The organism is Streptomyces sp. Z423-1 (genome assembly GCF_013009255.1).
GTDB classification, from domain to species: Bacteria; Actinomycetota; Actinomycetes; order Streptomycetales; family Streptomycetaceae; genus Streptomyces; species Streptomyces gossypiisoli.
The window spans coordinates 6,013,028-6,027,521 of record NZ_CP053109.1 but is presented as its reverse complement, the minus strand read 5'-3'; the positions used below and the strand labels follow the sequence as shown (position 1 = coordinate 6,027,521).

General features: G+C 69.1%; 14 protein-coding genes and 3 pseudogenes. 7 read left to right on the top strand and 10 right to left on the bottom strand.

Features of this window, described 5'->3' with window-relative positions; all coding sequences use genetic code 11:
* Nucleotides 1–25: 25 nt before the first annotated feature.
* The 4 genes and pseudogenes from HJD23_RS27085 to HJD23_RS27070 form a co-directional block, all read right to left on the bottom strand.
* Nucleotides 26–415: a hypothetical protein gene (locus HJD23_RS27085; RefSeq protein ID WP_171113939.1), complete on the bottom strand. Its 390-nt coding sequence runs from the start codon at nt 413–415 to the stop codon at nt 26–28.
* Between the two features lie 74 nt (nt 416–489).
* Entirely contained in the window at nt 490–4,203 is a 3,714-nt protein-coding gene (locus tag HJD23_RS27080; protein WP_171113938.1) for an ABC transporter ATP-binding protein, read from the bottom strand.
* Nucleotides 4,204–4,293: 90 nt separating this feature from the next.
* Nucleotides 4,294–5,318 (bottom strand): annotated as a pseudogene (locus HJD23_RS27075) (esterase-like activity of phytase family protein).
* Between the two features lie 53 nt (nt 5,319–5,371).
* Nucleotides 5,372–6,253 (bottom strand): serine hydrolase, encoded by an 882-nt coding sequence (locus HJD23_RS27070; protein ID WP_197973745.1) that lies wholly within the window; start codon nt 6,251–6,253, stop codon nt 5,372–5,374.
* A gap of 456 nt (nt 6,254–6,709) precedes the next feature.
* Between HJD23_RS27070 and HJD23_RS27065 the strand changes: the two genes are divergently transcribed.
* The gene (locus tag HJD23_RS27065) at nt 6,710–6,991 is read left to right on the top strand and encodes a hypothetical protein (protein ID WP_171110809.1); all 282 of its coding nucleotides are present in this window, start codon (nt 6,710–6,712) and stop codon (nt 6,989–6,991) included.
* A gap of 22 nt (nt 6,992–7,013) precedes the next feature.
* Here the strand turns inward: HJD23_RS27065 and HJD23_RS27060 are convergent, their stop codons facing one another.
* Nucleotides 7,014–7,349, bottom strand: a complete 336-nt coding sequence (locus HJD23_RS27060) for a hypothetical protein (RefSeq protein WP_171110807.1) — start codon at nt 7,347–7,349, stop codon at nt 7,014–7,016.
* A 327-nt stretch (nt 7,350–7,676) separates the two neighbouring features.
* On the opposite strand from HJD23_RS27060, the gene HJD23_RS27055 reads away from it, so the two are divergent.
* Both HJD23_RS27055 and HJD23_RS27050 read left to right on the top strand, forming a co-directional pair.
* A complete protein-coding gene (locus HJD23_RS27055; protein ID WP_171110805.1) occupies nt 7,677–8,474 on the top strand; it encodes a helix-turn-helix transcriptional regulator in 798 nt (265 codons plus the stop codon).
* A complete protein-coding gene (locus tag HJD23_RS27050) occupies nt 8,467–8,697 on the top strand; it encodes a DUF397 domain-containing protein (protein WP_171110803.1) in 231 nt (76 codons plus the stop codon). Before HJD23_RS27055 ends, HJD23_RS27050 begins: the two co-directional genes overlap by 8 nt.
* Here HJD23_RS27050 and HJD23_RS27045 read toward each other — a convergent pair.
* Together HJD23_RS27045 and HJD23_RS27040 are read right to left on the bottom strand one after the other, a co-directional pair.
* Nucleotides 8,687–9,019 carry a hypothetical protein gene (locus HJD23_RS27045; protein ID WP_171110801.1) on the bottom strand — a complete coding sequence of 111 codons (333 nt, stop codon included), beginning with the start codon at nt 9,017–9,019 and terminating at the stop codon, nt 8,687–8,689. The genes HJD23_RS27050 and HJD23_RS27045 overlap by 11 nt on opposite strands.
* Before the next feature lie 262 nt (nt 9,020–9,281).
* Nucleotides 9,282–10,034: a DUF899 domain-containing protein gene (locus HJD23_RS27040; protein ID WP_171110799.1), complete on the bottom strand. Its 753-nt coding sequence runs from the start codon at nt 10,032–10,034 to the stop codon at nt 9,282–9,284.
* A 253-nt stretch (nt 10,035–10,287) separates the two neighbouring features.
* Here HJD23_RS27040 and HJD23_RS27035 point away from each other — a divergent pair, with 253 nt between their 5' ends.
* Both HJD23_RS27035 and HJD23_RS27030 read left to right on the top strand, forming a co-directional pair.
* A complete protein-coding gene (locus HJD23_RS27035; RefSeq protein ID WP_171110796.1) occupies nt 10,288–11,094 on the top strand; it encodes an endonuclease in 807 nt (268 codons plus the stop codon).
* 148 nt (nt 11,095–11,242) lie between these two features.
* Nucleotides 11,243–11,602 carry a peptidase inhibitor family I36 protein gene (locus HJD23_RS27030; protein WP_171110794.1) on the top strand — a complete coding sequence of 120 codons (360 nt, stop codon included), beginning with the start codon at nt 11,243–11,245 and terminating at the stop codon, nt 11,600–11,602.
* Between the two features lie 7 nt (nt 11,603–11,609).
* Here HJD23_RS27030 and HJD23_RS27025 read toward each other — a convergent pair.
* Nucleotides 11,610–11,786 (bottom strand): annotated as a pseudogene (locus HJD23_RS27025) (thiamine pyrophosphate-dependent enzyme); the annotation flags it as partial.
* Between the two features lie 31 nt (nt 11,787–11,817).
* On the opposite strand from HJD23_RS27025, the gene HJD23_RS27020 reads away from it, so the two are divergent.
* A complete protein-coding gene (locus HJD23_RS27020) occupies nt 11,818–12,279 on the top strand; it encodes a hypothetical protein (protein ID WP_171110792.1) in 462 nt (153 codons plus the stop codon).
* A gap of 6 nt (nt 12,280–12,285) precedes the next feature.
* Here the strand turns inward: HJD23_RS27020 and HJD23_RS27015 are convergent, their stop codons facing one another.
* Both HJD23_RS27015 and HJD23_RS27010 read right to left on the bottom strand, forming a co-directional pair.
* On the bottom strand, nt 12,286–12,834 hold the full coding sequence (locus tag HJD23_RS27015) for a hypothetical protein (protein ID WP_171110790.1): 549 nt from the start codon (nt 12,832–12,834) through the stop codon (nt 12,286–12,288).
* Nucleotides 12,834–13,706, bottom strand: coding sequence for a hypothetical protein (locus HJD23_RS27010; protein WP_232108295.1), 873 nt, complete (start codon nt 13,704–13,706; stop codon nt 12,834–12,836). Before HJD23_RS27010 ends, HJD23_RS27015 begins: the two co-directional genes overlap by 1 nt.
* Nucleotides 13,707–13,779: 73 nt before the next feature.
* Between HJD23_RS27010 and HJD23_RS27005 the strand changes: the two are divergent.
* Nucleotides 13,780–13,905: pseudogene (locus tag HJD23_RS27005) on the top strand (endonuclease); the annotation flags it as partial.
* Nucleotides 13,906–14,494: the final 589 nt, after the last annotated feature.

Sequence of the window (14,494 nt, the reverse complement as noted above, 5' to 3'; positions counted from 1 at the left end):
ACGAATCGGCAGGTCGGCTCGGCCGTCAGCACAGGATCCAGCCGGAGCTGACCGACCGCCGCCCCACGGAGCCCTTCACCCACACGCACCGCTGCCCGGCGTGCACGGTCACCGGCCCCGCGCGGTACCCGTACCTGCCCTTGTCGACGACCGGACGGCTGCCGCGTGCCTGCACGCTGACCGACATCGACCGTTTCGGGCCGGGGTTCTTCGCGAGCGTGACGGCGCAGACGTAACCGCCGCGCTTGTAGACCTGCACCACGCCGGTGGCGAAGGACAGCGTCCTGACCTTGCGTCCGGCGCAGTTGGACGCCGCCGCGTGCGCGTCCGCCGGCGCGGCGAGCGCCAGCAGTCCGGACGCGGTCAGCACGGCGACGCCGAGCGCCATCCGACGTCGTATCGCACCGGTGTCCACAGTCCCCTCCGCACCCCTCGGATCGACGTACGGATGTACGGACGCACGACGTATGTCCGACGGTTGCGCGGGGCTCAGACGCCTACGCTCTCCTCCGGCTCCGCCGCCCCGACGAACGTCCGCCACAACCGCGCATACCGCCCGCCCCGGGCCAGCAACTCCTCGTGCGTGCCGTCCTCGACGACCCTCCCGTGGTCCATCACCACGACCCGGTCCGCGCGGGCCGCGGTCGTCAGCCGGTGGGCGACCACGAGGGTGGTGCGGCGGCCGGTCAGGCGGTCCGTCGCCTGGTTGACCTGCGCCTCCGTGGCCAGGTCCAGGGCGGCCGTCGCCTCGTCGAGGAGCAGGATGTCCGGGTCGACGAGTTCGGCGCGGGCCAGCGCGATCAGCTGCCGTTGCCCGGCGGAGAGGTTGCGGCCGCGCTCGGCGACCTCGTGGAGGTAGCCGCCGTCCAGCGTCGCGATCATCTCGTGCGCGCCGACCGCGCGGGCCGCCGCCTCCACCTCGGCGTCCGTGGCGTCCGGGCGGCCGTAGGCGATGGCGTCGCGGACGGTGCCGGGGAAGAGGTACGCCTCCTGCGGCACGACGCCCAGGCGGTGCCGGTACGAGGTGAGGTCGAGGTCGCGCAGATCGGCGCCGTCGACGGTGACCCGGCCGCCGGTCGGGTCGTAGAACCGCGCCACCAGCTTCACCAGCGTCGACTTGCCCGCGCCGGTCTCGCCGACGAACGCGACGGTCTGCCCGGCGGGGACGGTGAGGTCGATGCCGCTGAGGGCCTCCTCGTCGTCGCCGTAGGAGAAGCGCACGTCGTCGAAGGCGATCTCGCCGCGCAACGAAACGACTCCCCGCGGTTCGTCCGCGGACTTCGTCGACGTCGGTTCCTGGAGCAGTTCCTGGATCCGGCCGAGCGAGACGGACGCCTGCTGGTAGCCGTCGAAGACCTGGGAGAGCTGCTGGACGGGGGCGAAGAAGAGGTCGATGTAGAGCAGGTACGCGACCAGCGCACCCGCGGTGAGCGTGGCCGCCTCCACCCGCCCGGCCCCCGCGATGAGCACGCCCGCCGCGGCGGCGGACGACAGGAACTGCACGAACGGGAAGTAGACGGAGATCAGCCACTGACCGTGGATCCGGGCCTGCCGGTAGCTGTCGCTGCGCTCCGCGAACCGCCGCCCACCGTCCCGCTCACGGCCGAACGCCTGCACGATCCGCAGCCCGGACACCGTCTCCTGAAGATCGGCGTTGACCGTCGACACCCGCTCACGGGCCAGCTCGTACGCCTTCACGCTGGCCTTGCGGAAGAAGTACGTGGCGATGATCAGCGGCGGCAGCGTGGCGAAGACGACGAGCGCGAGCTGGAGGTCGATCACCAGCAGGGCGACCATGATGCCGAAGAAGGTGACCACGGAGACGAAGGCGGTGACCAGGCCCGTCTGCAGGAACGTCGACAACGCGTCCACGTCGGTCGTCATCCGGGTCATGATCCGGCCCGTCAGCTCCCGCTCGTAGTAGTCGAGTCCGAGCCGCTGGAGCTGGGCGAAGATCTTCAGCCGCAGGGCGTACAGCACGCGTTCGCCGGTCCGGCCGGTCATCCGCATCTCGCCGATCTGCGCCACCCACTGGGCGAGGACGGCGAGCAGGGCGAGCAGCGAGGCGACCCAGACGGCACCGAGGGCGAGCTGGGTGACACCGCTGTCGATGCCGTGCCGGATCAGCACCGGCAGCAGCAGCCCCATCCCGGCGTCGACGGCGACGAGGCCGAGGCTGATCAGCAGGGGCAGGCCGAAACCTCGCAGCAGCCGCTTCAGCCCGTACGACTCCTCCGGCTGGACCGCGCGGACCTCGTCGACGGCCGGGATGTCGGTGGCCGGGGGCAGGCCGTCGACCTTGGCGAGCAGTTCCGGCGTGGCCGGGGTGCCGGCGAGGGCGGTGTCCTTGGGCTCGCGGTCACCGGTCCACAGGCGGGGCGTGACCCCCCGTTCGGCGTCGAACTCGGCGTCCAGTTCGTCGCGGACGGAGGTGTCCTCCGGGGGTGCGGAGGGCGGCGTGTGGCCCGGGGAGACGGCGCCGAGCTCGTCGGGGTCGGTGAGCAGGCGGCGGTAGAGGGCGGAGCGTTCCTGCAGCTCCTCGTGGGTGCCGAGGTCGGCGAGCCGGCCGGCGTCCAGGACGGCGATGCGGTCGGCGAGGTTGAGGGTGGAGCGGCGGTGGGCGATGAGCAGCGTGGTGCGGCCCCGCATGACGTGCTTGAGGGCCTCGTGGATCTCGTGCTCGACGCGGGCGTCCACGGCGGAGGTGGCGTCGTCGAGGACGAGCAGACGCGGGTCGGTGAGCAGGGCGCGGGCGAGGGCGATGCGCTGGCGCTGGCCGCCGGAGAGGGTGAGGCCGTGCTCGCCGACCTTGGTGTCGTAGCCGTCGGGGAGGTCGCGGACGAAACGGTCGGCCTGGGCGGCGCGGGCGGCGGCCTCGATCTGTTCGTCGGTGGCGTCGGGGTGGCCGTAGGCGATGTTGTTGCGGACCGTGTCCGAGAAGAGGAACGAGTCCTCGGGGACCAGGCCGATCGCGGCCCGCAGCGAGTCGAGGGTGAGTTCGCGGACGTCGTGGCCGCCGACGAGGACGGCGCCGTGCGTGACGTCGTAGAAACGCGGCAGGAGCAGGGAGACCGTCGACTTTCCGGACCCCGAGGAGCCGACGACGGCGAGGGTCTCGCCGGGGCGGATCTCGAAGGTGAGGCCCTTCAGCACGGGCTTGCTGTCGTCGTAACCGAAGGAGACGTCGTCGAACTCGACGGTGGCGGGCGCGTCGGCCGGGAGGTCCTTGTGCCCGTCCCGCATCGAGGGCTCGGTGTCGATCAGCTCCAGGACACGCTCGGTGCCGGCGCGGGCCTGCTGGCCGACGGTGAGGACCATGGCGAGCATGCGGACCGGGCCGACGAGCTGGGCGAGGTAGGTGGAGAAGGCGACGAACGTGCCGAGCGTGATGTGGCCGCGGACGGCCAGCCAGCCGCCGAGCGCGAGCATCGCGACCTGGCCGAGGGCGGGGACGGCCTGGAGGGCGGGGGTGTACTTGCTGTTCAGCCGGATGGTGCGCAGCCGTCCGGCGTAGAGCTTTCTGCCGACTTCCCTGAGCTTGCCGGTCTCCTGCTCCTCCTGCCCGAAACCCTTCACCACGCGTACGCCGCTGACGGCACCGTCCACGACGCCCGCGACGGCGGCGGCCTGGGCCTGGGCGTACCAGGTGGCGGGGTGGAGCTTGGTGCGGGAGCGCTTCGCGATCCACCACAGGGCGGGGGCGACCGCCAGGGCGACCAGTGTGAGCGGGATCGACAGCCACGCCATGATCACCAGGGAGATCAGGAAGAGCAGGAAGTTCCCGATGGTCATCGGGAGCATGAAGAGCAGGCTCTGGATCAGCTGGAGGTCGCTGGTGGCGCGGCCGACGACCTGGCCGGTGGACAGTTCGTCCTGCCGGCGGCCGTCGAGCCGGGTGATCGTCTCGTACATCTCCGTCCGCAGGTCGTGCTGGACGTCGAGGGCGAGGCGGCCGCCGTAGAAGCGGCGGATGTAGGTGAGGGCGTAGACGAGGAGGGCGGCGACGATGAGGAGGGTGGCCCAGGGGGCCATGGTGCGGGTCCTGTCGCCGATCACGTCGTCGATGATCACCTTGGTGATCAGGGGGACGAGGGCCAGGACGGCCATGCCGGCGAGGGAGGAGCCGAGGGCGAGTATGACGTCCTTGGGATATCGCCAGGCGTAGCCCCACAGTCGTCGTGCCCATCCCCGTTGCGGTTCCACGCCGGTGCCTTCCGGTTGTCCTGCTCTACCGGAAGGCACCAACGCGGACGGAAGCCGATTTCATCCCTCCGAAACGCTCGGAGGGCGTGATCAAAGACGCACGCGCAGGGAGTAGAAGCGGGTCGTCTGGGCCGGGTTCTGGTTGTCGTCGCTGGCCAGGAGGACCTTCAGGCGGCCCTTCGTGTGGCCCGTGATCGTCATGGCCTCGATGTTGTCGAGGAGCGGGTTGGGCTGGGGCTGCCTGGCCGTCGCTCCCAGTGACGGGCAGTTCACCAGGTCCGCGAGGAGGGTCTTCCTGATCAGGCGTACGTCGTCCTGGCCGGTCAGCGTGTCGATGCCGGCCGTGTTCGTGGCGCGGCGCGGGTCGGCCAGGTAGAGGCGGACCGTGTTGCCGACGCCCGAGGTCCAGCCGCGCCCAGGACGAGGAGGCGGCCGTCGGGGGTCGCGGTGACCTCGGGGACGCCGAGGCCGGTGTCGGCGCGGTAGGCGTACTGGGCGCCGAGGCGGAAGCCGTCCTTGCCGTGCCGCTGCCAGGTCTGGAAGCGGACGATGCCCGCGGTGTCGCCGGAGAGGGCGTACTCCATCGAGGCGAGCAGGGTGCGGCGGCCGGGGAGGAAGGTGAGGCCCTCGAAGGTGCCGTTGCCGACCGCGCGGCCGGCCGGGGCGACCTTGAGCGCGTCCGGTACGGGGAGGCGGTCGAGGATGCGGCCGTCGCGGGAGTAGCGGCGTATGGAGGGCTCGGTCTCGGAGGAGACGAGGTAGGTGCCGTCCCGGTCGACGACCAGGCCCTCGGAGTCGAGGGCGGTGCCGTTCTCGTCGGCGAGCTGCACGACGCGCTTCGGCTGAAGCGTCCAAGGGCTCAGCGCGAACAGCGAGGAACGGTCGGACAGCGCGGCGAGCATGCCGTTCCGGTTCACGGCGAGCGCGGAGAAGTTGCCGACGAAGGTGCCCTCGTACGTCGTCTTGTCGAGCGCGTCGGAGAAGCGGTCGATGGAGACTGAGGGCGAACAGGCGTGGTCCGTCGGCGAGTTGGCCTCGGCGGGTCCGGCGGCGGTCAGGCAGGTGGCTGCCGCCAAGGCCGCGGTGGCGGTGGCGAGTACGGTTCTCAGGCGCATGGGGGTCACCGTAGGGCGGGCCGGTGACGCCAGGTGGGCCGCCGCGTTAAGGGTCAGCTCGCCGCCAGGTCCCGGTGGATCACCTTGGCGACGCCCTGGATGGTCGCGATGCCGTAGTTCATCGTGCTGTTGCCGTGGGTCAGCACGGTGATCGTGTAGTCATGGCCACCGCCCTTGAAGGCGCCGACGCTGTGCACCCGCCAGCCGTGCGTGACCCGCTGCAGCCAGCCGTTCTTGACTGCCGCGGAGACGCCGGACGGCACTCCGTAGGGGGTCCCCCAGCGCTGCGAGGAGATGACCTGCCCCATCAGCTTCAGGATGTAGGCGCGGGAGTTGTCGCTGAGCACCGTGTTCCTGACGGTGATGAGCTTGAGGAGCTTCTGCTCGTCGGTGACGGTGATCTGGGTCAGGCCCCAGTAGCCGTTCGCGCCAGGCTTGGTCTGGGTCATGCCGGCGGCGGCGAGGAAGCCCTTGATCTTCGTTAGGCCGAGCTGCTTCCAGAGCGTGCTGGTCGCGGCGTTGTCCGACTTGGTGATCATGGCTTGGGTGAGGGAGACCTCGCGGGCGGTGAGGTACCGGTTGTGCTTCTTCGCGTCCCACAGCAGCGTGGCGAGGACGGTGACCTTGACGACGCTGGCCGAGTCGTAGGCGGTGGAGGGCCGCAGCGTGCAGGTCGTGTTGGTGGTGCGGTCGTAGAGGCCGACGGCGATGGTGCCCCTGCGGTTCGCGAGGGCGGCGGTGATGTCCCGCTTCAGCTTGTCGGCGAGTCCGGCCTTGGCGGACGTGCAGCTGACGGTGGGTGTGGGCGCCGCGGCGGCGGGCGAGGCGGCCGCGACGCACGCTATGAGCACACCGGCGCCCACTCCTGCCGCGCCGAGCGCTCTGGCGCGTCCGGATACAGCTCTTGACTTGCCGCTCGATATCCCGTGAGTCATGTCCTTTTGACTCACGGGTCCGAGGGAAAGGTTGTACTAGCTGGCTAGGGCGTGTTTCGAAAGTAGCGTCGTCCGCCCGGAGGGCGGGGTCCGCGGCGTCTGGTGCGGTGCATCGCAAGGCGGAGGGTCGCCCGCGTACTGGGCGTACGCGGGCGATCCCGACAACGCAGCGAGGCGCCGTGCCAGGCGTCGCGGGCCAGACGGGACTTTCGAAACACGCCCTAGTACCGCATCAAGAAAATGTGGAGGGGGCATGGCCACGGAGCAGTCGGTGCGGTGCGAAGTCCCTTACTTCCCGGCCGTCGTGGTGTCGTTCGGCCTGATGTGGCTCGTCGGGCTGGGGGTAGCGGGATTCCGGTGGCTGCGCCACGGTCCCACACACCCCGGGGAGTTCCTCATCCTCGGCGGGCTGTTGGCGCTGACCGTCTGCATCGGCCTGCTCAGGAGCGGTACGTCGTGCGCGCGGTCGAGTTCAGCAAGGCGCAGGTCCGGCTGGAGAGCCGCGCGGGCGTGCGGACGGTGAGCATCGCCGACGTGAGGGCGGTGGGGGTCGAACACACCGGCGACACTGCAAGCGGCTACGTGGAGACATCGCTACGGCTGGACTGGCGCGATGGAAGCAGATCATTCGACTGCCACCACGACCCCACGCTGGGCCCAGCGCTCTTACGGCTGCTCCCCTCCCACGTCACCGTGGAAGAGCGGTGGGAGGAACTCCAGGAACCTTCGAGCGGTTGACAGCAATTCGACCTCGTCGGCGTCAAAGCCGTGCCTGATGCGGCACGGTGTGGCCGTCGTTGTCGTCGGACTCTTCGCAGGCGGGTACGGGAAGTCGCGCACCCCGGCTCTCCGCGATGCGAAGGACATCGGTCAGCGCCTCGCTCATGCGGGCGAGCAGGAACCGGAGCTGCGCGGACGTCGCCCGGTGGTCGGCGAGCATGTCGGCCACGTGAGCGAGGAGGTCGTCGGCCATTCCGAGCTGCACGCTCTCAATGGTGTCGGCCACGCGGGAGACATGGCCGGTACCGTCGCCAACGAGATAGCAGGGTTTGCCCTCCGACCCCGTCCAGGGCAGCAGTCGTGCGTCTCCCGTCACCTGGTCCCCCCCCCCACGACCACCGTCGGCATGCCGAGCGATCCGATACCGATCCCGGGTACGGCGACCGGACGCGCCGCCTGCGAGGGTCCAGAACCGGCGTGGTACACGGTCGGGCCGTTCACAGATGAGTCCTGGCTGGGGCGGCGGCGCCGTCGCAGCGGTCCAACGAGGCGGGCGATGCGGTGACGCATGTCCTGAACTCCGTTCCCATTCCACTCGGCATATCGCGTTGTGTAGCGATCCGCTCACAGCTTGAGGTCGAACGAGCTAGCCTCGCCAGAGAGGAGCAGGTGACAGAGCATTTGTCACAAGGGAGTTGATCCAATGGGCACCATCTACGGCGACTGGCTCAAGGAGCAGCGCGAGGCGGCCGGGCTGACGCAGCAGGAGTTGGCGGACATGGCCGTCATGACGCGTTCGCACATCGCGCACATCGAGGCGGGGCGCCGGGTGCCGTCGAAGGAGGACGCACGACGGCTGGACAGGGCGCTGGGCACAGGAAACGTACTGAGCAGCTTTCTGCCGCAGGACGATGACGTGTCGATCGCCGAGTACTTCGAGGCGGTGCGCGTACTCGAACAACAGGCGGTGATGATCCGCGAGTTCGCCCCGGCGTACTTCCCGGGCATCCTCCAGACGAAAAGGTACGCACGTACGGTCATGAGCGCGGCGTTCCCTCCGGTGAGTGAAGAGGAGTGTGACAGGCGCCTCGTCACACGCCTTGAACGCGCGAAGATCCTCGAAGATCCAGTGACGCCCGCGGTGTGGGTGTTGCTGGACGAGGCGGTACTGCGGCGACCAGTGGGCAGCGGGGACGTCATGGCGGAGCAGATCATGCACATCGTTCGTCTCGCCGAGACTGGACGCATCCGCGCACATGTGATGCGGTTTGGTGTGGGCCTTCATCCACTCATGCAGAGCATGCTCACGCTGATGTGGTTCGAGGACCAGCCACCTCTGGCATACACCGAAGGCCAGGAGATGGGGAAACTGCACGACTCCCCGTCCATGGTCCGCCAGTTGCAGAGTCGCTACGATCTTGCGCTGAGCGACGCGCTGCCGCTGAAGGAGTCACTGGCCCTGCTCAGGGCCACTGCGAAGGAGTACGGACACCATGACTGACCGGACCATCCCGAACGCGGCCATGCTGAGCGGCTGGCGCAAGTCGTCCTACAGCAGCCCCAACGCCGACAGCTGCCTCGAAGTCCTCGACCACCACGCCTCCGGCATCCCCGTCCGCGACTCCAAGATCCCGCACGGCCCCGCCCTGCTCTTCCCGGCATCCGACTGGTCGGCGTTCATCACCGCGGTCAAGGGCGGGGAACTCCGCTCCTCTAGCCGCTGAAGCCGCTGCACTGGGTCACTTCGCCGCCCTGCCGGACGCTGTACTGGGCGGGCGGCACGTTCATGATCTGGAAGCCGCCGTTCTGGGCGATCTCGACCGTCCCGCCGAAGCCGGCCGACCCGAACACATAGGCCGGGCCCGGGGTGAAGCCGCCGCCGGACAGGTGCACCTTCCCGTTGTCGAGGATGCCGGAGACTGAACAGGTCGCGGCCGGGACGGCGGCCGGCGGGGACTGGGGGACCGCCGCGAGGGCGGTCGGGGCGGCGACGAGTGGGGCGGCCACGAGGGCGCTGAGGGCGAGGAGGCGTGTGTGCAGGTTCATGAGTCTTCCTTACCGGGAGGATTCGTGAAGTCGCGGGTTGCACGCCCGGGGCCCCGGCAGGCCGGGTCACCCCCCGACACCGTCCGACACCGGCGTCCCTGGCCGCCCGCCGTCTCCTCACAGGGGACCGGGGCCGAATCGAGCGAGGCCCGTCTTCCCATTGTCGCCCCGCCCCTTCCTCGGTGCGACCGGGGACCGGAGCGCCCGCCGCGCGGCCCAGGCTCCGCCGGGACCCGCTCGATCGCCACTCGTGCTCCGGGTCTCACAGCGGGGTGGCGGCTGTCTTGGCCCCGTACTCGTCATGGCGGCGCAGCCAGAACATCTGCTCACCCTCCTCGTGGCGGCCCATCGGCGTGCGGTCCAGCAGGCCGTAGTAGGCCATGGCGGGTTCGAGGCCACGCGCGGTGGTGACGTACGTCCGGTACACGGTGCCGTCGGAGAGCGCGTAGGCGCTCAGTCCGGGGCCCTCGGTGACGTATCCGCGTACGTCCGTGCCGGACAGCTCCGCCATCTGCCTCACGGTGGGCGGGATGTCGCCCTCCAGGAACGGCCTCAGCTCGTCCTCGGTGTACTGGAAGCCGAGGTCGCGGTGGAAGTCGCTGCCGCCGCTGGAGACCCAGTCGAAGCTCCAGCCCATCCGCTCCCGGTACGCCAGGAGCTTGTCGAGCGGCGCCCGTGAGGAGCAGATCAGCGTCACGTCGCGGGCCTTGAGGTGGACCACGTTGGGGTCGAGGGTGTCCGCGATCGAGGAGCAGACCGTGCATCCGGCGTCGTAGGGAGGGCCGAACATGAAGTGGTAGACGAGCAACTGCGAGCGCCCGTCGAAGAGGTCCGCGAGTGACTTCGCCCCGTCCTCGGTCTCGAAGCGGTAGTCCTTCTCGACCGGCACCCAGGGAAGCTCCCGCCGCTTCCGCGCGAGCTCGTCGTTCCGACGGGTGAGCTCCTTCTCCTCTGCGAGCAGCTCGGCTCGGGCCGCGTCGAACTCTTCCTGTGTACCGACCTTGTGCTCGGGCATCGCGCCTTTCCCTCCGGTAGGGGAGGTCATACGTCCACCGTACGCGCGCGGCGGTGGGCCTTCGAGCCGGGCGGGCGGCTCCACGACGGCCGCCTGCCTCTCAACTCGCGTAGTCCTCAACTCGCGTAGACAAAACCCGATTTGCCGTTTCCCGTCACCCAATAGACACGCGCAAGCCCTCGACACCACTACATGTCCATGCCACTCTCCCGTTTGCCGCCTCCATTCAACCCGCGTAGATGGGACACCCCACATGCTGGCGACACGCATACGCCGCCGCTGGAAGTCAGTGGCGCTGACGACGGCCGCCGTCCTGGTCGGCCTCACCACACCGACGCTGACCGCGACCCCGGCGGCAGCCACGACGACCGCGTACGACTCGACGTACTACAAGAACGCGATCGGCAAGACGGGTACGAGCCTCAAGTCCTCGCTGCACACGATCATCAGCGACCAGACGAAGCTCTCCTACTCCGCCGTCTGGAACGCCCTGAAGGTCACCGACCAGGACCCGAACAACAGCAACAACGTGATCCTGCTGTACTCGGGCATCTCCCGCAGCAAGGCCCTCAACGGCGGCGACGTCGGCGACTGGAACCGCGAGCACGTATGGGCCAAGTCCCACGGCGACTTCGGCACCTCCACCGGCCCCGGCACCGACCTGCACCACCTGCGCCCCGAGGACGTCCAGGTCAACTCCATCCGCGGCAACAAGGACTTCGACAACGGCGGCAGCAGCTTCACCAACGGCGGCGGCAGCCTCACCGACTCCGACTCCTTCGAGCCCCGCGACGCCGTCAAGGGCGACGTGGCCCGCATGATCCTCTACATGGCCGTCCGCTACGAGGGCGACGACAGCTGGCCCGACCTGGAGCCCAACAACTCCACCACCAACGGCAGCGCCCCCTACCACGGCCGCCTCACGGTCCTGAAGCAGTGGCACGAACAGGACCCGCCGAGCACCTTCGAGGAACGCCGCAACGACGTCATCTACAACTCCTACCAGCACAACCGCAACCCGTTCATCGACCACCCGGAGTGGGTCGAGGCGATCTGGTAGGTACACGCCCCCTAGGACGTGCTTCCGGTTCCCTCCATGAGGTGGTGTGCGGCCCCGGCAGCCGGGCAGGCCGCCGCACCCCCTCGGGACCATGGCAGGGCGCCCCGGCAACTCCGCCGGGGCGTACCGCAGTTACCTGAGGAGCCCCATGAAGCTTCGTTCCTGGTCCGTCGCCGCCGCCCTCGCCCTGACCACCCTCGTCCTGCCGTCGCACGGCGCGGTCGCCGCCGAAGCCGCCGCACCGCCAGCCTGTCCGGACGGGTCGGTGTGCTTCTGGAGCGACGAGGGCTTCGACGGCGACTACTGGGAGTGGACGGCACGCAGCGGCTACCGCGACATGCCGCCCCACCTGCACGACCACGTCGGCTCGTTCGTCGCGAGCACCCGCGCCTGCTTCATCAACTGGGGCCCGCTCGAGAAGCGCGACGCCTTCAACGGCGACTGGCGCTCCCGCTACCTCGGCGACTTCGGCGGCCGGATCGACGGCGTCGCCCCGGGCGGCTGCTGAGGTCGGCTCAGCACAGATGCGTGGGCGCGAACATCCGCAGCACCGCCGGGAGTACGACCACCGACGGCCCCGCTGACGCCAGCGCCTTCGCCAGGGCCTGTTCCAGTGTCCCGGAGGTCGTGCGGATCTCCGGGACGCCGAAGGACTCGGCCAGCGCCACATAGTCGGGGTGGGTCAGTTCCGTCCCGTGGGCAGCGGCTCGTTACGCTCGTCGAGTGAGTCAACAGCACGGTGACGAGCCGGTCTTCATCCGCAGGCGGGGTACTCCCCGGTTCGTGTACAACCCCAGGAACCCCGTGGGGCGCGCTCTGATCGTGCTCGCCCCCCTGGTCGCGATCGGGGTGCTGTACCACATGTTCGACAGCTCCAACTGGAGCGAGGGTGAGTTCCGCGACGCCGTCCACGAGGCCGCTCACCGCCTGGAAGCCGAGCCGCGGACCGTGCCGGGCTACTTCGGTTACGAGGATCTGATCGAAGAAGCCATCCTGGAGACGGGAGAGGGACCCGAGCACGCGCTGGTCCGGGTCGAGGCGATCGACTCGGGGACTTTTGAAGTCGGGACGCACGACGTCGACACGTCCTACTGCATGCTCGTGTCCCCGCCTGAGCCGAAACCGGACGCAACGAGGACCGCGACCCTCACGCTCACGGTGGAGGTGAGGGAGGGGTCCTGCTGATCCCGGTCAGGCTGAGCACCCGAGTTTCTGCTTCACCTTCGGCACGAAGTCCAGGGTGAACGCTTCGATGTTCTCACGGCGCTCGGCGACGTCACCGCCGGCCTTCGTGCTGATGTAGACGTACGTGATGAGATGGTCCGCCTTGGGGCCCGCGCAGTCCGTACTGACCATGGAGCTGCGGTCGCCCAGCGCGCCCAGGCCGCTGAACGGCAGGTTCTCCATTGTCGTCCGGTTCTCGAACCGGAAACTCTCCGAGTCGTCCATCGGGTCGTAGAGCTTGTCGACCTGGTCGACCTGAAGGCCGATCACCAGCCAGTCGTCGACCGAGATCTCGCACTTCGCCCAGGTCTTCCCCTTGGAATCGATCAGCAAGTCGCCCACGACCTTGAGTTCCTTGCCGTCGACCAGGAACGGCTCGATCATCTTCTCGTTCAGCGGGACCCCGCAGGCCTCGTCCGGAACGGTGTACTCGCGCCCGCCGCCGCACGCCGTGAGGGACAGCGCGAGGCAGCCCATGAGCGCCGGGGCGAGTGCGCGCCGCAGATACCGCTTCATCACTGGTCTCCCGCGATCCCTTCCGCCTTCTTGTTCCCGTCGTTGGCGGCGGCGCCGATCACGGAGTACACGCCGTGGTTCCGGGAGTAGCCCTCGTGTGCCGGGTCCTCGGCCCACTCCTTGTTCTGCTGGTACCAGATGTCCGCCAGGCCCCGCAGCTCACCGTTGCGGGACTGGTAGGTCTCCTTGTGGCTGGCCGTGGCTGTGTCGTTGATCTCGTTCTGCTTGTCCTGGAGCCATGCCGAGGTGACCAGGTCGACACCTCTCTGCACCGCGTCACCGGCCGGATGCCACGGCGTCAGGATGCCGCCGACCACGTGGTAGGCCCACGCCTTCTTCCAGGAGGCGTCGGTGAGGTCCCCGTCCTTCTTGTCGTTGGTCGCCTGGTAACGCGCCTCCTCCAGGAAGCCGACCGTGCGGCCCGCCCGGTCCAGGCTGTCTTCCGGATGCGCCTTCTCCGTGAGGATGTCCCCGACGATCGCCGCGTGCATCTGCGTCGTCAGCAGCGCGTAGTCGTCCTTGTTCCGGGAGATCTGCTTGCTGACCTCCATGAGCTGACCGGAGTCCAGGCCGTGCGATCCGAGCGGGTCGCTCATCGCCCGGTGCACGGTCTCGCCGTGCTTGCCCAGCGCGTAGGCCATGTCGTCACGCATCTCCGGCGGGAAGTCGTTGCCCGCCGCCGCGAGGAACTCCAAGGACCGCTTCATGGCGTCCCGCTGCTCCGGCGTGTGCGGCAGGAACTCACCGCTCGGCGCCTTGGGGTCGGACACGCCCGACACCGCGGCGAACATGGCCTTGCCGGCCGCGTCCTTCGCCTCGTTCGGGCCGTCATCCAGCGGCGAGTCGTCGAAGTACGGCCGGTCCTTCAGCACCCACTGCGCGTTGATAGGACGCCGTGGGCAAGACCGGCACCGCGCTGAAGGACTCGCTGCACACGATCATCAGCGGCCAGACGTCACGGTCCTGAAACAGTGGCACGAACAGGACCCGCCGAGCACCTTCGAGGAACGCCGCAACGACGTCATCTACAACTCCTACCAGCACAACCGCAACCCGTTCATCGACCACCCGAGAAGGCCACGAAAGAGAACACATAGCTGGCACAGCAGGTGCAAGTCATGCCTGCCGGAAGCGTCGCAGCGCTTCGTACGCCGCCGCCGTCTCCGCAAGTGTCGCGTTCGGACAACATGCGAAGGCGCCCGACCATGCCAGAAGGCACCAAGGCGGCCCTTGCTGTCAGGAGAAGTCCGGGCACTCCTCGGCAAAGCCCTGCGAGACGGGCTGCCATATGCCGTGGTCCTCACGCCCGCTGAGTCGATCCGCTTCCTCCGCAGTCTCGATCAGCTGGGCCGTGGTCAAGGGGACGGCCGCCGCGAAGACCCGCCCGAGGTGGTGGCAGTGCAGCATCGGGCGGAGTTCCTCCGAGTACGGCTCATCGGCGACCGCGAAGAGATCAGGCAGGGTCCAGCCCAGCGGACCTGCTACGGCAGACAGCTGCTGCCGGCGATGCGGACTCGGGTCCCAGCGCCACACCATCCCGTACAGCGTGCTGAGGGACAGTCCCATGAACGGCAGTTCGCGGACGCCGAAGCCGCGATTGCGGATCAGCGCGCCGAGCACGGCGGCAAACCTCGTCTCGGCGGGACGACGGCCCGGCCAC

Bases quoted from the DNA above. Each gene is read 5' to 3' on its own strand.
- HJD23_RS27070 (WP_197973745.1), bottom strand. From the start codon at position 6,253: ATGACTCACGGGATATCGAGCGGCAAGTCAAGAGCTGTATCCGGACGC.
- HJD23_RS27015 (WP_171110790.1), bottom strand. From the start codon at position 12,834: ATGAAGCGGTATCTGCGGCGCGCACTCGCCCCGGCGCTCATGGGCTGC.
- HJD23_RS27055 (WP_171110805.1), top strand. From the start codon at position 7,677: ATGGGCACCATCTACGGCGACTGGCTCAAGGAGCAGCGCGAGGCGGCC.
- HJD23_RS27045 (WP_171110801.1), bottom strand. From the start codon at position 9,019: ATGAACCTGCACACACGCCTCCTCGCCCTCAGCGCCCTCGTGGCCGCC.
- HJD23_RS27035 (WP_171110796.1), top strand. From the start codon at position 10,288: ATGCTGGCGACACGCATACGCCGCCGCTGGAAGTCAGTGGCGCTGACG.
- HJD23_RS27050 (WP_171110803.1), top strand. From the start codon at position 8,467: ATGACTGACCGGACCATCCCGAACGCGGCCATGCTGAGCGGCTGGCGC.
- HJD23_RS27030 (WP_171110794.1), top strand. From the start codon at position 11,243: ATGAAGCTTCGTTCCTGGTCCGTCGCCGCCGCCCTCGCCCTGACCACC.
- HJD23_RS27040 (WP_171110799.1), bottom strand. From the start codon at position 10,034: ATGCCCGAGCACAAGGTCGGTACACAGGAAGAGTTCGACGCGGCCCGA.